The organism is uncultured Devosia sp., assembly GCF_913055165.1.
Lineage (GTDB): Bacteria > Pseudomonadota > Alphaproteobacteria > Rhizobiales > Devosiaceae > Devosia.
The window spans coordinates 107,756-123,090 of sequence record NZ_CAJXJS010000003.1; the positions used below are offsets into that span (position 1 = coordinate 107,756).

Below are 15,335 nucleotides of genomic sequence, written 5' to 3' on the forward strand. Positions count from 1 at the left end.
TAGCGCATTCCCAGCGGTAAGGCCAGATTCTGGCAGCAAGGTGATTGCCCCAGGCTAAGTCGTCCCCTTGGCGCGGCGTTTGAACAGACCCAGCAGGTCGACAAACAGCAGCACCACGCCGAGGGTAATGGCTACATCGGCGAGATTGAAGATGTAGAACGACCAGTTCCCCCAATGGAAATGGAAGAAGTCGGCCACCGCGCCATAGATCAGGCGATCAAGCGCGTTCGAGAGGGCGCCGCCGACACAGAGCGCCAGACCGAGGCGGACCAGAATATCCCGGCTGCGCCACCACCAGACCGACAGCGCGGCGATGGCCACCAGCATGAGAACGCCCAATGCCCAGACCGGCAGGCTGTCGAACAGGCCGTAGGAAATGCCCGTATTCCAGACCAGCACATAGTCGAAGAACGGCGTGATGTTCAGAATTTCGCCACCACGCCAGCCGGTAAGGGTCGGTGGCTCGAAAAAATACGGGACCCCGACACAAACAGACTGACCGACGGCATAGCATTCGGCAGCTATGTGATAGGCCTTTTGTGCCCGATCCAGACCAAAGGCGATGATCGCCGCCATCAGAGAGGCGATCACCGAGATGTTGAAGCGCTGGTCTGCAACCAAGTTCAAGATCAGAGACCCGCGGCAACGCGTTCGCGCAGCGCTTGGGCATCGCGCGGGGAGACATCCGGATATTCGGGGTCGGAGCCGACTTCCGGCAGGACTTTCCACGAGCGGGCGCACCGTTGGCCCTCGGCCAAAGCCGGGACCACCGACACGCCAGGAACATCGTCCAGGCGGAAGGCCTCGGCCGGGCCCTCGTTCTGCTTGACCTGGATCGCCGAGGTGATGGCGATTTCAGCCAGGTCCTGGCCTTCGAGCGCCACTACATAGCGCGGATCGGCAATGAACACCTTGGGCGCCGCCTCGAGCGAAGACCCGATGCGCTTCTCGCGGCGCTCGATTTCCAGAGCCCCGGTCACAACACGACGGACCGCGCGGATCAGCTGCCATTTGGCGGCAAGGTCATTATCCAGCCAGGCCTGCGGGATTTCCGGGAAGAGACGCAGGTGCACCGAAGAGCCGTCTTCCGGGTGCCGCTCCAGCCAGCATTCTTCCATGGTGAAGACGAGGATCGGCGCGAGCCAGGCGGTGAGCGCATTGAACAGGTGGTCGAGCACGGTCAGCGCCGAGCGCCGCTTGATCGAGGAGATCGGGTCGCAATAGAGCGTGTCCTTGCGGATATCGAAATAGAAGGCCGATAGCTCGATATTCATGAAGTTGGAGAGGAGCGTGACGACCTTGCGGTAGTCATATTCCTTGTAGGCGGCGCGGACACCGGCATCGAGCTGGGCCAGACGATGCAGCATCAACCGCTCAAGCTCGGGCATGTCCTTGGCGTCGACGACATCCTCGGCCTTGAAGTGCGCGAGATTGCCGAGGAGCCAGCGCAGGGTGTTGCGCAGCTTGCGGTAGCTGTCGACCGTGGTCTGGATGATTTCCTTGCCCAGGCGCAGATCTTCCGAATAGTCGGACGAAGCGACCCAGAGGCGCAGGATATCGGCGCCGAACTGCTTAATGATCTCCTGCGGGGCAACGACATTGCCCAGCGATTTGGACATTTTGCGTCCTTCGCCATCCATGGTGAAGCCATGGGTGAGCACGCTGTCATAGGGCGCGTAGCCATTGGTGGCGCAGCTTTCGAGCAACGACGAATGGAACCAGCCGCGATGCTGATCCGAGCCTTCGAGATACATCGAGGCCGGGAATTTCAGATGCGGCCATTTCTGCTTGTTGCGCAGCACGAAGGAATGGGTCGAGCCGCTGTCGAACCAGACGTCGAGCACGTCGGTGACCATCTCGTAGTCGTCGGCCTTATAGTCCGACCCGAGATAGCGCGCGGCAGCACCGGGCTTGAACCAGGCGTCGGCCCCCTCTTCCTCGAAGCTCTGGGCGATACGGTGATTGACCGCCTCGTCGCGCAGGATTTCGTTGGTCTGCTTATGCACGAAAACCGTGATCGGCACGCCCCAGGCGCGCTGGCGCGACAGGACCCAATCGGGGCGATCGGCGATCATGGCGCGCAGGCGGTTCTGTCCGGCAGCGGGGTAGAACCTGGTCTTGTCGATCGAGGCAAGCGCGCGGGTGCGCAATGTGTCGCCCGCCGCGCCGTCAATGTCCTTGTCCATATAGACAAACCATTGCGGGGTATTGCGGAAGATCACCGGCTTCTTGGAGCGCCAGGAATGGGGATATTGGTGCTTCACGCGGCCACGGGCGATGATATTGCCGTGTTCGGCCAGCGCCGTGATCACGCGCTGATTGGCATCACCCTTCTTGCCGTTGTCGTCGATGACGCGGGCGCCATCGAAGCCGGGAGCATCCTTGGTGTAGAAGCCGCCATCATCCACGCAATACGGGATGCGCGGATCGATGCCGCGCTCCTGGAGGAGGCGGGTGGATTCCATCCAGATGCCGAAGTCGTCAAGACCATGGCCCGGCGCGGTATGCACGAAGCCGGTACCGGCATCGTCGGTGACATGTTCACCATCGAGCAGGGGCACATCGAATTCGTAGCCGCCGCCGAGGCCGCGCAGGGGGTGGTGTGCCGAAATACCGGCCAGCACCGAAGCGGGCACGCTCTGCAGGCGAACGAAGGTCTCGACCTTGGCCTTGGCGAAGACTTCGGTTGCCAACTTGTCCGCAAGGATCAACTTGTCACCGGTCTTGGCCCAGTTTTCGGCCGGCGCATGGGTGACCTCGTAGAGGCCGTATTCGATGCGGTTCGAGAAGCTGATGGCGCGGTTGGCCGGGATGGTCCAGGGGGTCGTGGTCCAGATGACGACAGATGCGCCGGTCAAGTGCTCGCGATGGGCGATGACCTCATCGGTGTCCTTGCCGTCGACCGACTGGATACGCGAGACCGGGAATTTCACCCAGATGGTGTCGCTCTCATAGTCGGCATATTCGATTTCGGCTTCGGCCAATGCCGTGCGCTCGACCACCGACCACATGACGGGCTTGGACCCGCGATAGAGCTGGCCGGTCATCGAGACCTTCATCAGCTCGCGAGCGATCTGGGCTTCGGCGTCGAAGCTCATGGTGAGGTAGGGATTGTCCCACTCACCCAGAATGCCGAGGCGTTTGAACTCCTCGCGCTGCACATCGACCCATTGCTCGGCAAAGGCGCGGCATTCCTGGCGGAATTCGACGACGGGAACCTCGTTCTTGTCCTTGCCCTTGGCGCGGTACTGCTCCTCGATCTTCCATTCGATGGGCAGGCCGTGGCAATCCCAGCCCGGCACATAGGCCGAGTTGTACCCCAGCATCTGCATGGAGCGGCTGACCAGGTCCTTCAGCGTCTTGTTCAGCGCGTGACCGATATGGATGTTGCCGTTGGCGTAGGGCGGGCCGTCATGCAAGGTGAACAGTGGCCGATCCTTGGCCTGCTCGCGCTGCAGGGCGTAAATATCCATGTCTTCCCAACGCTTGAGCCAGTCGGGCTCGCGCTGCGGCAGCCCGGCGCGCATGGGGAAGTTGGTTTCCGGCAGGAAGAGCGTGGCCGAATAGTCTTTATCGGTCGCGCTTTGAGCGGTGTCGTTCATGGATCGGCAATCGGTTCGGGAAGAATTTGCGCGCCTTTTAGCAAGGCATGGCGCGGGGGGCAAAGACTGATTTGCCGCGTTCAGGCCAGAAGCGGTTCGACACGCTCCCGCACCAGGCCGGAGATGTCGCCGAAGAGATCCGGATAGAGCGCATCGGCCAGTTCGCGCGCACGGCTCTGGCGGGTCGGATCAAAATACATCTCGCGTGCCAGGGCGATGATCTGCCAGGCTTCCCAAGACCGATAAGGGACGATTTCGGCCACTCCAAGATCGGAGGCGCGCCGAGCATGAAAAAGATGCTCAAGGTGCTGGGGGAGTGTGAGTTGCGGAATGCCCAGTCCCAGTCCCATGCAAAGCGAGCCGTGCTGGCCGGCATTGAGCATCAGCCGGCTGCGCTGGGCAATCAGTTCCACCGGCACTGGCGCGGTTTCCACTATGACGCCAGCCCGGCCCAGTCGATCAAGCAATTCCAAGCTTGCGCCCGGCAGAAAGGCGCGCACCGGAAGATCCAGCCCGCACAAGGCATCGACCAGCGGGGCATAGGCGGTCTCGGCGGTCGAGAAATATACGAAAATGTCCTCACCAGCGCCGGTTCCACGCGGCACTGCTTCGTTCAACGGCGGGAGCAAAGGGGATGACCTCAATCCATCATAGGGATCAAGTTGCCTGATGGTGCGTGGCATGGAGACAGACGCACGATAGACATCGGAAAATGCCTTGAGGGGTTCGATGTCAAAGGGCGCCAGAAGGGCGTTGGCGTTGTCCAGCAGGTGTCGTTCGTCATGCACCAGCGTCGTGTACTCCGGCAGCAGGATGGGGAACGTTTTCATACCTGGCGGAGGCGCCGAATAGCCCGTTCCCACACAGACCGAGGGGATATCGAGCGCCTTTGCCGCGAGCATGGAAATCGGTGCGAAGTCGGCGATGACGAGGTCGATGCGGCGAGAGCGCAAGACCTCGATCCACCAGTCAAACTGCACTTTCAAGCGCTCAGGAAAAGCGAACACCAGATCGCCGAGAAAGTCGGCCCAGTTTGCCGTCCGTGGCCAGCCCAATTTCTTGCGGGGACCGGCATGGAGGTAAAGCCCGGCCGAAGGGTAGACCTCATCGCAAACAGCCGACAGCTCCGCTGCATGTTCCATGCGACAGAGTGCGGCTTCGTAGTGATGCTGCGGGCCGAGCGCTTCGGCCATGACCTTCAGGGTCACGACATGCCCTCGGCCCGCGCCGCCTTCCCAGGCGAGCAAGACCCGCTTGGTCATGTCAGGTCGGGTAGAAGCAACCGCCGCAGGGATTGACGCTGCCACCGGGGCACGGATCCACCACTTCCTCTTCCTCCTCCTCTTCCTCGGTCACAACGGGCTCTTGGGGCTTCGGTGGCGGGGGTGGCGGGGGCGGTGGCGGGGGTGGCGCCGCACCGGTACCAACGTCGGACAGAGACCCGCCCTGCCCAGAGATTGGCTTGGGATTGCAGACCCGCACATGCTCTTCCGGATCGGTGAGCATCAGGATCGCGCAGTTCACCTGGAACCGGATTTCCTCTGTTACGGCCGGGTCAAAGGCTTTGGCCGGCACCGACGTGCTCAGCAGGAGCACGGTGGCCAAGGCCTGAACCAGCCGCCGCCGACGGCGAGGACCTAGTGTGTTTGACATTGTGACGCTTCCTTCACGCTGACGTCTGGGGCAGAGCCAAACTGGCTCCAGCCAACAAAAATCAGGCGACGTGACGCTAAGTGCCCAGTATTTTGCGGCCCGAAGGCAGCATCCGACCTGGCGTCAGCTTAACCATTTGTTGACCATTTCACCCTAGCGGCGGCGAAAACCTGCTACATCGAACACGTGTTCTAGGCCCCGGAACATGCTTAACAACGGTGTGCGCCATGGTTCTACATGAGCGACTAAGTGGCGACTTGCAGGCAACTGCCGTGTCTGATGAAGCCTGGTCCGAGTTCTTGTTCAAGCTCGCCGATCTCTTCGAAGCGACGGAGGCAACGCTCGGCGGCTCGCACCGCAATGGCCCCCTGGAAGTATTCGCACCCCGCACCGATCTGGGGCGCATCGCTGCCTATCGCGAGATTTTTCACCAGCAGAACGCCATCATGCAGGCGGTAGCCCGGCAGGGACCGGGAGCCGTAACGCAGGCTGACGCCTTGCCCGAGATCGCCGCGTTCCGGCGCAGCGACTTCTACAATTTGTGGTGCATTCCACAGCGCTACAATCATGGTCTGGCCCTGAACCTGACCAGTTCAACGGGCTGGTTTGGGACACTTGTGATCAACACATCCAGCGAGGTCACGCCAACCCAGGTTGAGCAACTGCGCGCGATCGCCCCCGAACTGCAGCAGGCCGTTGAACGCTGGAAGTGGTTGGCCCAATTGCGCGGAGCCAACCAGATGACGCTCGATACGCTAGATCTGGCCGGCCAGGGCGCGGTGTTTCTGAACAGGCGCGGCACCGTGCTGGATTGCAACCAGACGGCACACTCAATGCTCGTTGACGGCCGACTCCACATCCGCCAGGGCCATCTGGCCGGCCCCGACGAGGCGAGCAACCAGAAGCTCGCTTTGATGATCGGCCGTTGCCTCGATCACCCCGATACGGGTGGGGGCCGGGTACAGATAGAATGTTCAGATGGCACACTGACCGTGCAATGCGCGCCCTGCCCGGCCGATATGGCATTCCCCTGGCCACAGCGTCCGGCAGCGATCGTCATCATAGCCGATCCCAGGCAGCGTCTGAGAAAGCGCATCGAAGAGCTGTCGCGTCTCAACGGATTGACTCGCGCAGAGATCGAGCTGGCAATCGCTATCGTCGAGACGGGCAGCCGCAAGTCCGCCGCCGAGTCCCGGGGCGTTTCGGACGCCACGGCACGCGCCCAACTGACCAGCATATTCGACAAGACAGGCGTGCGGCGGCAGACCGAGCTTGTCCGCCTGCTGATGGATGAAGGGTAGAGCATTTTGTCGGTCGCGCTTTTGAACCGCAAAAGTGGCGTCCACTTTTGCTGAAAGCGCTCTAGCCGAAAAAGCCCAGCATCTGGTCCAGTGGACTGATGGGCCCGGCCGCCGCAATCATCGCGCGCGCCTTGCGGGCGTCGCGATCCATGGCTGACATCAGCTCTTCTAGGCCCGAAAAGACCTCCTGCCCGCGGATATGACCGATCAGGGCAACGCCCAGGGACTGGCCATAGATATCTTCGTCAAAATCGAACAGATGCGTCTCAAAGGGCGGGCGCTGATTGTCGAACATCGGCTTGCCATAAGCGGCAACACCGTCAAAGAGCCGTTCGCCCAGCCGCGCCCTGACGGCATAGACACCCTGGGCGAGCTGGAAGCCGGCGGGGGTGGCGGTATTGGCCGTGGGGAAGCCCAATTCCCGTCCGCGCTGGTCGCCCTTGACCACACAACCTTCGAAAAACCAGTGGTAACCCAGAAGCCGATTGGCCGCGGTCACGGCACCCTCGGAAAGGGCCGCGCGGATACGCGAGGATGAGATGGGCTCCTCCCCCTCGTCCATCAGATCGAGTGTGTCGACGTGGAAACCCAGGCGTTCGCCGGCTGCCCGCAGGAAGGCCGGGGTTCCCCGACGCTGGCGACCGAAATGGAAGTCGGCGCCCACAATAACGCCGCGCACCCCTAGCTGTTCAACCAACATGGTTTCGACAAAGACCTCGGCCTCGTTCTGCGAAAAATCGCGGTCGAATGGCAAAATGATGATGCCATCGAGCCCCATGGCTTCGGCGAGGCGCGCCTTGGCGTCACCCTGGGTCAGGCGGAACATGAAAGGGGCCGGCGCGAAGACGTCGCGCGGGTGCGGCTCGAAAGTCAGCATCAGCGCCGGGGCACCAGCGGCCCGCGCCTGGGACAGCAAGCGGGCCAGGATGGACTGGTGGCCCCGATGCAGCCCATCGAAGTTGCCGATGGCAACGAAGGCATGCCGCAGTTGCGCCGGCAGGTCATCGAGGCTGGAGAGGCGGATAAAGGTCAACTCGATACTCCAGATCGGACTGCACGTGCCTTACCGCCGAGCCCTGCCCGATGGGCCACGGGATATCCCGACCGGTCGGGCAATGAAGAGAGCAATGACGGCCCGCAGCTCAAGGTCTTACCAAGCGAGACGTGGCAGATAGCCGGCGACATGAGCGCGGCTGGGGGCGAGGAGATCGGCAATGGCCTGCGGGTCGGGCTTGCCGAAGGCATCCAGCTCGGCAGCATGGATTGAGCCGGTGATAAACAACAGGTCGACTCCAAATTGGGCAGCACCCGCAGCGTCTGTCCGCACACTGTCGCCGATCGCCAGCACCCGCGATTTGTCCAAGCTGCGTCCGGCGGCGTTTTCAGCCAGGGCAAAGGCCTGTTCATAAATGGGTGGATAGGGCTTACCAGCCATGTGGACCATGCCACCCATGGCCGAATAGAGATCACCCAGAGCGCCGCCGCAATAGATGATCTTGTCGCCATGTTCGACGACGCGATCGGGATTGGCGCAGATCATCGGCAGTTTTCGCGAGAGCCAGAACCTGGCCCGCTCGCGATACATTTCCGGAGTATCATCGTCCGTGTCGAGGTCTGTCACCACCACGACTTCGGCTTCCTCGGCCCCGGCTCGGCGCAGGTCCAATCCTTCATAGAGGGCGTCATCCTCAGTCGGTGGACCGACATGATGGATGGCCCTGCCCCGGTATTTTTCGATCATCGCCCGGGTCGAATCCCCCGATGAAACGATGGCGTCATAGGCGTCGCGCGGGACGCCCAGACGATCCAGCATAGCCACGATGGGCGCAGACGGGCGCGGTGCATTGGTAATGAGCACGGCCCTGCCGCCGCCGCGCCGGAAGGCCCGCAAAGCCTCTACCGCTTCAGGAAATGCCGAGACCCCATTGTGGACAACTCCCCAGACATCGCTGAGCACGGCGTCATAGCGGCCCGAAAGCTCTGAAAGACCTGAGATGGTGGGGAGAGGCGCAGTCATGGCTTGCCTTCGCGCTGGTGGGGCATCGGGACCTATGTGGCAGTTTGTGCCGATGGATCAAGCAAAAAGCGGATATGCGATCGCCCTGGAGCGTCCCTCAGAGTTCGGCGCGGCGCAATGGCTGGGTGGCGGGGCGCGCTGCATCGAGAACAAGGTCGCTGCGAACCGCGCCGGGCGCGGCGATGTAGTCGCCCTGCACCAGGACGATATCGTTGTCGAGCAGCTCCACGATCTGCCGCTCACTGGCAATACCGGTGGCGAGCAGGGATACCTCGAAACGCGCCATATAGTTGGCGATGTCAGAAATATGGAAGTCGGTGAATTTCTCTGGAGCCTCAAGGAAGCGCGATGCGTCGACCCGCAGGGAGCGGACACCGAGCGCGGCCAGGTCCGCCACGTCAACGCGCAGGGAGCGCATGCGGGCCAGGGAGAAGCCGGCGCCCTTCCTGGCGACCTGTTCGACCACCGCCCGCTCGCGCGTGGTCATTTCCTGCCAATCGGCATCCCGCATGAGAAACGTCAGGGCCCCGGCAATGGCGCGATTGGCATCGAGCGTTGCCAACAATTGTTCGGTGGCTGCCTCATCGCCCAAAGTCGCACGGGACAGGGGGATATGCAGCATTGCCGGCTGGCCGCTGGTGCGCGAGCGCCGGGCAATGGCAACGGCCTCGATCAAGCCCGTGCCTTCGATCAGGCGCACGATGTCCTTGCCGCCGCGACGCGGCATGAAGTCTTGGCTTTCAGCGAGCTCGCCATCTTCCAGCATCAACCGCGGCACCAAGTCGTAACCCACCGCGCGACGCTGCGGCAGGCGAACGACGGGTTGGATATGATGCACGAGGCGGTTTTCGTCGATCGCCTGCCGCAATACTTCAATTGGTATGACCGGCTCGGTTTCGGGCATGGGCACCCGAGCTGGCGGTTCATCGATCGGCGCGGCAATCATCCGATTGTCGACTGATTGGGGGCGATCCGGACGGTTCGTACCGGCCTTGGCGACCTTGTCCTCCACCTCCGCCACCGCCTCGGCAACCTGGCGGATAACCGTGCCGAGGACGGATATGTCGGCCTCAACAGTCTCCAGGCGTTGACCGGGATTGAGGTCGGCGATGGCGTTGATCCGCTGCCCGAGCACAGCGCCGGCCTGCGCATCGGTGGCCAATAGGCGCGAAAGATCCTCTATGGCGCGCTCAAGACGGTTCTCGGCGCGCTGGCGCAACACCCGTTCCATCAGCACAACGCAGGTACAGGCAAAAACCACCGCAACCAGAATCGCATTGGCCGGCGTAAAGGTCAGGCCAAAATAGGCCAATGCCCCCATGCCGGCTGCGGAAAGCGCGATGAACGAATACACAAGTGCCTGCACGGCGGCCCTGAAACCCCTTGTCATTCGCCGGGATTCGGCCTGTTTTACTTAGCACCCCGCACAATTGTTAAAAAGCGCCGTAACCCGCCTCTCCCCGGCCTATTTGTCGTGTTCGGGGTCAAATAGGTCCCAGGCGCGCGAAAAATGGCGTCGGAACAAGAGGAGTTGCGCGGCTCCCAAAGCTGCAGCCGAGGGTCCACCAAGGCCAGGCAACAACCGGGGACGGTGGGCCAGAAGAACTGGAAACTGATCGAGATGACGGGCAGTCGCTTCAAGCAATCGCGACAGAACCGGCCCTGGTAGATCGCCATTGAGCGTGACCACGTCCACTTCGACCATGGCCGTTGTGGTGAGGATGGCCTGCGCCAGTGCGTGCCCGGCATCATCAATCCAGCGGTCCACCGCAATGCCCATTCCTTCCCAATCCCAGCGGCGCGGTGAGCCAGCGGGGCGCGCATGACCGGCTTCAAGGGCGCGCAAGACCAAGGCATGCAGGGAGGCCGTCAGATGCAGATAGGCCGGGGGACCGCCCCGCTCCTGCACCACAATGGCTCCGAGATCGGCCGCGTTGCCGTATGGCCCCTCGAGCAGGGCCCCTTCCGTGACAATGCCACCGCCGACGAAGGTGCCGACAAAGAAGCTGGCCATTCCTTTCGGGCGTGGTGCGGGGCGGGCAGTGATCTCCCGCCATGCTGCGGCGCTGCCATCGTTTACCCAGAAAGCCGGCAGGCCGGTTTCGCGTGTCAGACGCGGAACTATCTCCACCGACGCCCAGGCCTTGATGACACAATCTGGTGCACCAAGATGGGAAAGCAAGGGGCCGAAATTGCCGGGAGAGGTAACGCCAATGCCGGCGACACGCTCGCGCTGGTCCTGCGAGAGGCTAGAAAGCGCCGTCTCGACATCCGCCGCAATCTCGGCAAAGACCGTGTCGGGATTGGGGTATTGGTAGGCGCGCCGCGTCACGGCGATCGGTTGTCCAGCAAGGTTCTGCAACAGCACCTCGAAGTGCTGCCAGCCGATCTCGACGCCGATAGAATATCCGCCAAGCGGGTTCAAACGATAGGGTGTGGCGGGCTGGCCGCGGCGCCCTCTTAGCACTTCGCCGCGGATGATCAGGTCCCGCGCTTCGAGATCGGCCAGAATGCGGGCCGTGGTTTGCGGGCCCAAGCCCGACCGGCGCGCAATATCGGCATTGGATACGCCCGGAATCCCCGCAATCAGGCTCAATACGGCGCGTTCGTTGGCCAGTCGCACACCCGACTGGGTTATGCCGCGAACGATGGGTTCGAACACGTCTTCATCGGGAAGATCACGCATGGCGCCGGGTTAATCGCTGTTTGGTCAGTGGACACAAGAACGGAATATTTACCCTAATCAGCAAGACTTGGGGCAACGACAAGAACGGTCCGGTTGCGGACGATTGCAAGGTTATAGCGGCATGATGATGACGAGCGGAAGCGACAATACGCTGTGCGGCCGGCTTCTGCTGATCGACAGCGACTCTGCTTGCGCTCGCCAGACGTGTTCTGAACTCGCCGGGGCCCTTCTGGTTGCACCGCAAATCACCCACGCGGGCGCCGGTCGGGATGCCTTCGAGCTATTGCGCAAGCTGCAATTTGACGTGGTCATCTGTGATCTCGCCAGCCTTGGGGATATTGCGGCCAATGTCGAAGACGCCATGGGCCGGCTGGTCCGCCTGGCCAATGGAGCCTTGATCCTGGCGGTCGCCGACAGCAGTTCGGTCAGCGCGGCTCTGGGCGCGATGCGTGCCGGCGCGCATGATTATGTGGCCAAACCCGTCAATGGCAGCGTGCTCGCCGGGCGGCTGGCGGAACTGGCGCAGCGCCACGGACGTCCCCGCTCCCTGGGCGCGGAAGCTGCGCCGGACCGGGACATCACGGACTTTGCCGGTTTTGTCGGCGCCTCCAGCGCCATGCAGTTCCTGTACGAACAGATCAGTCGCGTGGCGGCCTCTTCCGCGCCCGTCTTCATTACCGGAGAGAGCGGCACCGGCAAGGACGTTTGCGCCGAGGCGCTGCACGCCAAGGGCCCGCGTGCGGATAGCCGGTTTGTGGCCATCAATTGTGCGGCCATTCCGCGAGACCTGATGGAGAGCGAGTTGTTCGGGGTCGTGCGCGGAGCTTTTACCGGCGCGCATGAAGACCGCAAGGGCGCGGCCGAGCTGGCCCATGGCGGCACCCTGTTCCTGGACGAGGTCGGCGAACTTGACCTGTCACTGCAGTCCAAACTGCTGCGCTTTCTTCAGAGTGGCTGCATTTCGCGTGTAGGCGAGACCGCCGCGCGAAAGGTCGATGTGCGCGTCATCTGCGCGACCAATCGCAACCCCATGCAGATGATCGCCAATCGTCAGTTCCGTGAAGACCTCTTCTACCGGCTGCACGTCCTGCCCATTCACCTGCTGCCGCTGCGGCAGCGCCCCAGCGACATCATGCTGCTCACCCGGCACTTCCTCAGCCGGTATGCGCAGGAAGAACACAAGCGCTTTTCGGGCGTGTCGGCTGAGGCCGCACAGCAGCTGACCGCTGCGGACTGGCCGGGCAATGTCCGACAATTGCAGAACCTTGTCCGCCGGCTGGTCGTCATGTTCGACGGCGGCGAAATTACCGCCGAAATGCTGGAAGCCGCCGATATCGAATCGCGCGTGTCCAACCCCGCGCCAGTGGAAGCGCCGCGCGCGGAACGGCGGATCGTCCTGCCCATGTGGCAGCAGGAGCAACGCATCATCGAAGACGCCATTGCTGTGTTTGGTGGCAATATCTCGATGGCAGCGGCGGCGCTGGAAATCAGTCCATCGACGATTTACCGCAAGCGCCAGAGCTGGTCGGAGATGGCTGCGGCCGGTTAGGACAACGAGACGAACAGGGCCAGGACCAGCAATGTGAATACCAGGGGCGTCATCGTGTAGCGTTCGGCGCGGCTCCGCGAAATGGTATTCATCACAAGGCCCAGCACCAGGTACACCACCAGAACCCAGCTCGCGGGCACGATCCAGCTCATGTTCGGCCATGCGGGCACTAGGCCGGCCCGCATGAGCACAATCAGCGAGAACAACGCATAGAGAAGGATCGATACCAAGCTGCCGACACGTAATGAGGTCGGCAGTACCCGATGCTGCCCGCCCCAGGCGAAGTGGCCTATGGGTGCACCTAGCGACAGGGCAAGCTGGAACGCGGCCAGTCCGGCCATAAGCGTCGTGAAGATGATTGCAGCAGTGCCGGCCATATGGTGCTCCAGGGTCCGCCAACGCATTTGAAGCAGAACTGGCGGCGACAGTACCAGTTTACCCTCACCGATTGCGCCGGCAAAATGCCAGCATTCCCTTCAGCGATGCAACCCGCAACGCCGCCGCAGCATTGGATCACCTACAAACAGGAGGTGATTTCAGATGGTTACCGTGGCCCAAAGGCGCAGAAGGGCCAGATGGCTCAAGACAGGCGCCGCAGTGGCTTTGTTCGCCCTCGTCCTCACGCCAAGGCTGGACAATTTTGAGCTGCCGCAGTTCGGCATCCCGCTGATCAGCACCGCCGTGGCGGCGCCGCTGGCCCCCGGCTAGGGCGTATTGGCTTCGCGTGACTTGGAGCGATCAAGGCCAAGATAACGTTCGCGCAGGATGACGGCTATGCCCGAGCACACGATGATGAGCGCGCCAATGACCATGGTCGGGGTCGGCACGTCAGCAAAGATGACGAAGCCGATGACGATGGTCAGGATCAGCGAAGTATATTCAAAGGGCGCGATTACCGACATGTCGGCATAGCGATAGCAGGACGTCAGCAGAAGCTGGCCAATACCGCCGAAGAACCCCGCACCGACCAGCAGAACAGCCTGTTCAGGCGTGGGCCAGACCCATCCCAGGGGGATCGTCAGCAGGCTGATGACGCTGGCGCTGATGAAGAAATAGGTGACGATGGCTTCGGTGCGTTCGGTCTGCACCAGAGTGCGCACCTGCAGCATGGCGAAGGCCGACAGGATTGCGCCGCCGAGCGCAGCAATGGCGCCGATCGATTCTGCGTTGCCCACCGGCGTGTCACCCGAAAAAACCGTCAGACGGGGCCAGAGAATAACCAGAACACCCGCGAGGCCGACCAGCACGGTGGTCCACCGAAACACATGGACCCGTTCCCGCAATAGCACGGCCGAGAGAATGACGATGATCAGCGGTGCCGCATAGCCGATGGCCGTTGCTTCGGGCAAAGGCAGGCGGGTCAGCGCGAAAAAGCCCAGACTCATGGCTGAAACGCCGATCAGGCCGCGCAGGACATGACCTAGTGGACGCTTTGTCCGAAAGGCATAGGTGAGCTTGCCTCTCCAAGCCAGGAAGGCCAGCACCGGCAGCATGGCAAAAAAGGAGCGGAAGAACACCATTTGCCCCGACGGGATGGTGAGCGTCGCCTTGAGCATGGTCGCCATGACCACGAAACTGCAGACTGATGCGACCTTGAGCATAATGCCGCGGAGCGGTCCGCCTGAGGCGTGGTTGGGGGTCGCAGCGGGCTCTGCGGAAGGCGCGGTCACTTCGGTCCTGTCCGGGGCTTACTTGCCCGCTGCTTCCAGCTTTTCCTTGGCGATACGGGCCGTGGCAAAGGCCTTGTGCTCAGGGCCGACGGCACTGCCGGTCTTGAGGACCTTGCCCGAAGCGTCCTGAACCTCCCAATGCCAATTGGTATTGGGTCCAACGCCGCCGGCACGGCGCAGCTTGATCTGAAGAGAAGATTGTTCGCTCATGGCTGTGCTTATGGCCCAGACTCAGAGCGGGGGGAAGGGGCAAAAGCGTTGCCCTCTCCGGTCTAGACTTCGGACACTCGAAGCGATACGCGATCCCCACCGAAGGTCAGCATGTCGCGTATTGGAGCGTAAGGCCCCTCCGCATAAGGATAGTACCAGGCTTCGTCTGCACCATCGGCGGTGAGCGTCTTGATGGTATAATAGTGGGCCTCGCCCGGGCCATCGTCCTGCCGCCGGGTTTCCGAGGCTTCCAGAATGCCGGGATGGATATCGTCCATCGGCACAAAAACCATTGGCGACTGACCCTGCTGCTCCAGGCTCAATGCTTTGAGGGTGCTGGCAATTTCAGCATCATCAAAAATGATGTGCACGCGCCCATCGACCGGCGTCACCCGTGCCTGGTGGTCCCTGCGATCGTCCATTTCAACCTCTCAATGCGTAGCGAAATCCTAGCGACAGTAACGCACGAGAAAAAACTTAGGTTCACGAGCCTTGACTCTATTCATGGGTGCTCCCTATATCCCCGGCAGCCTGTTAGCACTCACTGCAAGCGAGTGCTAACAGGTCCGGAATTGCATTCAGAAATGATGCCAAGAGGAACAAAACATGGGCTTCCGTCCCCTGCATGACCGCGTGGTCGTCCGTCG

14 protein-coding genes are annotated in these 15,335 nt (G+C 62.0%); 2 read left to right on the forward strand and 12 right to left on the reverse strand.

Features of this window, described 5'->3' with window-relative positions; translation table 11 throughout:
• Positions 1–54 precede the first annotated feature (54 nt).
• The 4 genes from lspA to QZ564_RS02435 all read right to left on the reverse strand — a co-directional run bounded on the left by lspA (position 55) and on the right by QZ564_RS02435 (position 5,255).
• Entirely contained in the window at positions 55–627 is a 573-nt protein-coding gene (gene lspA, locus QZ564_RS02420; protein WP_297104047.1) for a signal peptidase II, read from the reverse strand.
• A gap of 2 nt (positions 628–629) precedes the next feature.
• Positions 630–3,602 carry an isoleucine--tRNA ligase gene (ileS, locus tag QZ564_RS02425; RefSeq protein ID WP_297104049.1) on the reverse strand — a complete coding sequence of 991 codons (2,973 nt, stop codon included), beginning with the start codon at positions 3,600–3,602 and terminating at the stop codon, positions 630–632.
• Between the two features lie 80 nt (positions 3,603–3,682).
• The gene (locus QZ564_RS02430) at positions 3,683–4,864 is read right to left on the reverse strand and encodes a hypothetical protein (RefSeq protein WP_297104051.1); all 1,182 of its coding nucleotides are present in this window, start codon (positions 4,862–4,864) and stop codon (positions 3,683–3,685) included.
• Position 4,865: 1 nt separating this feature from the next.
• A complete protein-coding gene (locus QZ564_RS02435) occupies positions 4,866–5,255 on the reverse strand; it encodes a hypothetical protein (RefSeq protein WP_297104052.1) in 390 nt (129 codons plus the stop codon).
• Positions 5,256–5,527: 272 nt separating this feature from the next.
• Between QZ564_RS02435 and QZ564_RS02440 the strand changes: the two genes are divergently transcribed.
• Positions 5,528–6,556, forward strand: a complete 1,029-nt coding sequence (locus QZ564_RS02440; protein WP_297104054.1) for a hypothetical protein — start codon at positions 5,528–5,530, stop codon at positions 6,554–6,556.
• A 61-nt stretch (positions 6,557–6,617) separates the two neighbouring features.
• On the opposite strand, the gene QZ564_RS02445 is transcribed toward QZ564_RS02440, so the two are convergent.
• The 4 genes from QZ564_RS02445 to QZ564_RS02460 all read right to left on the reverse strand — a co-directional run bounded on the left by QZ564_RS02445 (position 6,618) and on the right by QZ564_RS02460 (position 11,259).
• Entirely contained in the window at positions 6,618–7,589 is a 972-nt protein-coding gene (locus QZ564_RS02445; RefSeq protein WP_297104056.1) for a bifunctional riboflavin kinase/FAD synthetase, read from the reverse strand.
• Between the two features lie 117 nt (positions 7,590–7,706).
• Positions 7,707–8,573, reverse strand: coding sequence for a TIGR01459 family HAD-type hydrolase (locus QZ564_RS02450; protein WP_297104058.1), 867 nt, complete (start codon positions 8,571–8,573; stop codon positions 7,707–7,709).
• Positions 8,574–8,670: 97 nt separating this feature from the next.
• Positions 8,671–9,939, reverse strand: a complete 1,269-nt coding sequence (locus tag QZ564_RS02455; RefSeq protein WP_297104060.1) for an EAL domain-containing protein — start codon at positions 9,937–9,939, stop codon at positions 8,671–8,673.
• A gap of 99 nt (positions 9,940–10,038) precedes the next feature.
• Positions 10,039–11,259, reverse strand: a complete 1,221-nt coding sequence (locus QZ564_RS02460) for an ROK family transcriptional regulator (protein ID WP_297104062.1) — start codon at positions 11,257–11,259, stop codon at positions 10,039–10,041.
• A gap of 121 nt (positions 11,260–11,380) precedes the next feature.
• Between QZ564_RS02460 and QZ564_RS02465 the strand changes: the two genes are divergently transcribed.
• The gene (locus QZ564_RS02465; RefSeq protein WP_297104068.1) at positions 11,381–12,808 is read left to right on the forward strand and encodes a sigma-54 dependent transcriptional regulator; all 1,428 of its coding nucleotides are present in this window, start codon (positions 11,381–11,383) and stop codon (positions 12,806–12,808) included.
• Here QZ564_RS02465 and QZ564_RS02470 read toward each other — a convergent pair.
• The 4 genes from QZ564_RS02470 to QZ564_RS02485 form a co-directional block, all read right to left on the reverse strand.
• Complete coding sequence (locus tag QZ564_RS02470) at positions 12,805–13,212, reverse strand: hypothetical protein (protein ID WP_297104070.1); 408 nt, start codon at positions 13,210–13,212, stop codon at positions 12,805–12,807. The two genes, QZ564_RS02465 and QZ564_RS02470, sit on opposite strands and share 4 nt — an antisense overlap.
• Before the next feature lie 300 nt (positions 13,213–13,512).
• Positions 13,513–14,478, reverse strand: a complete 966-nt coding sequence (locus QZ564_RS02475) for a DMT family transporter (RefSeq protein WP_297104071.1) — start codon at positions 14,476–14,478, stop codon at positions 13,513–13,515.
• A gap of 18 nt (positions 14,479–14,496) precedes the next feature.
• The gene (locus QZ564_RS02480; protein WP_297104072.1) at positions 14,497–14,688 is read right to left on the reverse strand and encodes a hypothetical protein; all 192 of its coding nucleotides are present in this window, start codon (positions 14,686–14,688) and stop codon (positions 14,497–14,499) included.
• Positions 14,689–14,750: 62 nt separating this feature from the next.
• On the reverse strand, positions 14,751–15,110 hold the full coding sequence (locus QZ564_RS02485; protein ID WP_297104074.1) for a DUF427 domain-containing protein: 360 nt from the start codon (positions 15,108–15,110) through the stop codon (positions 14,751–14,753).
• Positions 15,111–15,335: the final 225 nt, after the last annotated feature.

Coding starts and splice junctions, on each gene's coding strand:
- QZ564_RS02470 (WP_297104070.1), bottom strand. CDS start 13,212: ATGCGTTGGCGGACCCTGGAGCACCATATGGCCGGCACTGCTGCAATC.
- QZ564_RS02430 (WP_297104051.1), bottom strand. CDS start 4,864: ATGACCAAGCGGGTCTTGCTCGCCTGGGAAGGCGGCGCGGGCCGAGGG.
- QZ564_RS02460 (WP_297104062.1), bottom strand. CDS start 11,259: ATGCGTGATCTTCCCGATGAAGACGTGTTCGAACCCATCGTTCGCGGC.
- QZ564_RS02485 (WP_297104074.1), bottom strand. CDS start 15,110: ATGGACGATCGCAGGGACCACCAGGCACGGGTGACGCCGGTCGATGGG.
- QZ564_RS02480 (WP_297104072.1), bottom strand. CDS start 14,688: ATGAGCGAACAATCTTCTCTTCAGATCAAGCTGCGCCGTGCCGGCGGC.
- QZ564_RS02435 (WP_297104052.1), bottom strand. CDS start 5,255: ATGTCAAACACACTAGGTCCTCGCCGTCGGCGGCGGCTGGTTCAGGCC.
- QZ564_RS02450 (WP_297104058.1), bottom strand. CDS start 8,573: ATGACTGCGCCTCTCCCCACCATCTCAGGTCTTTCAGAGCTTTCGGGC.
- QZ564_RS02465 (WP_297104068.1), top strand. CDS start 11,381: ATGATGATGACGAGCGGAAGCGACAATACGCTGTGCGGCCGGCTTCTG.
- ileS (WP_297104049.1), bottom strand. CDS start 3,602: ATGAACGACACCGCTCAAAGCGCGACCGATAAAGACTATTCGGCCACG.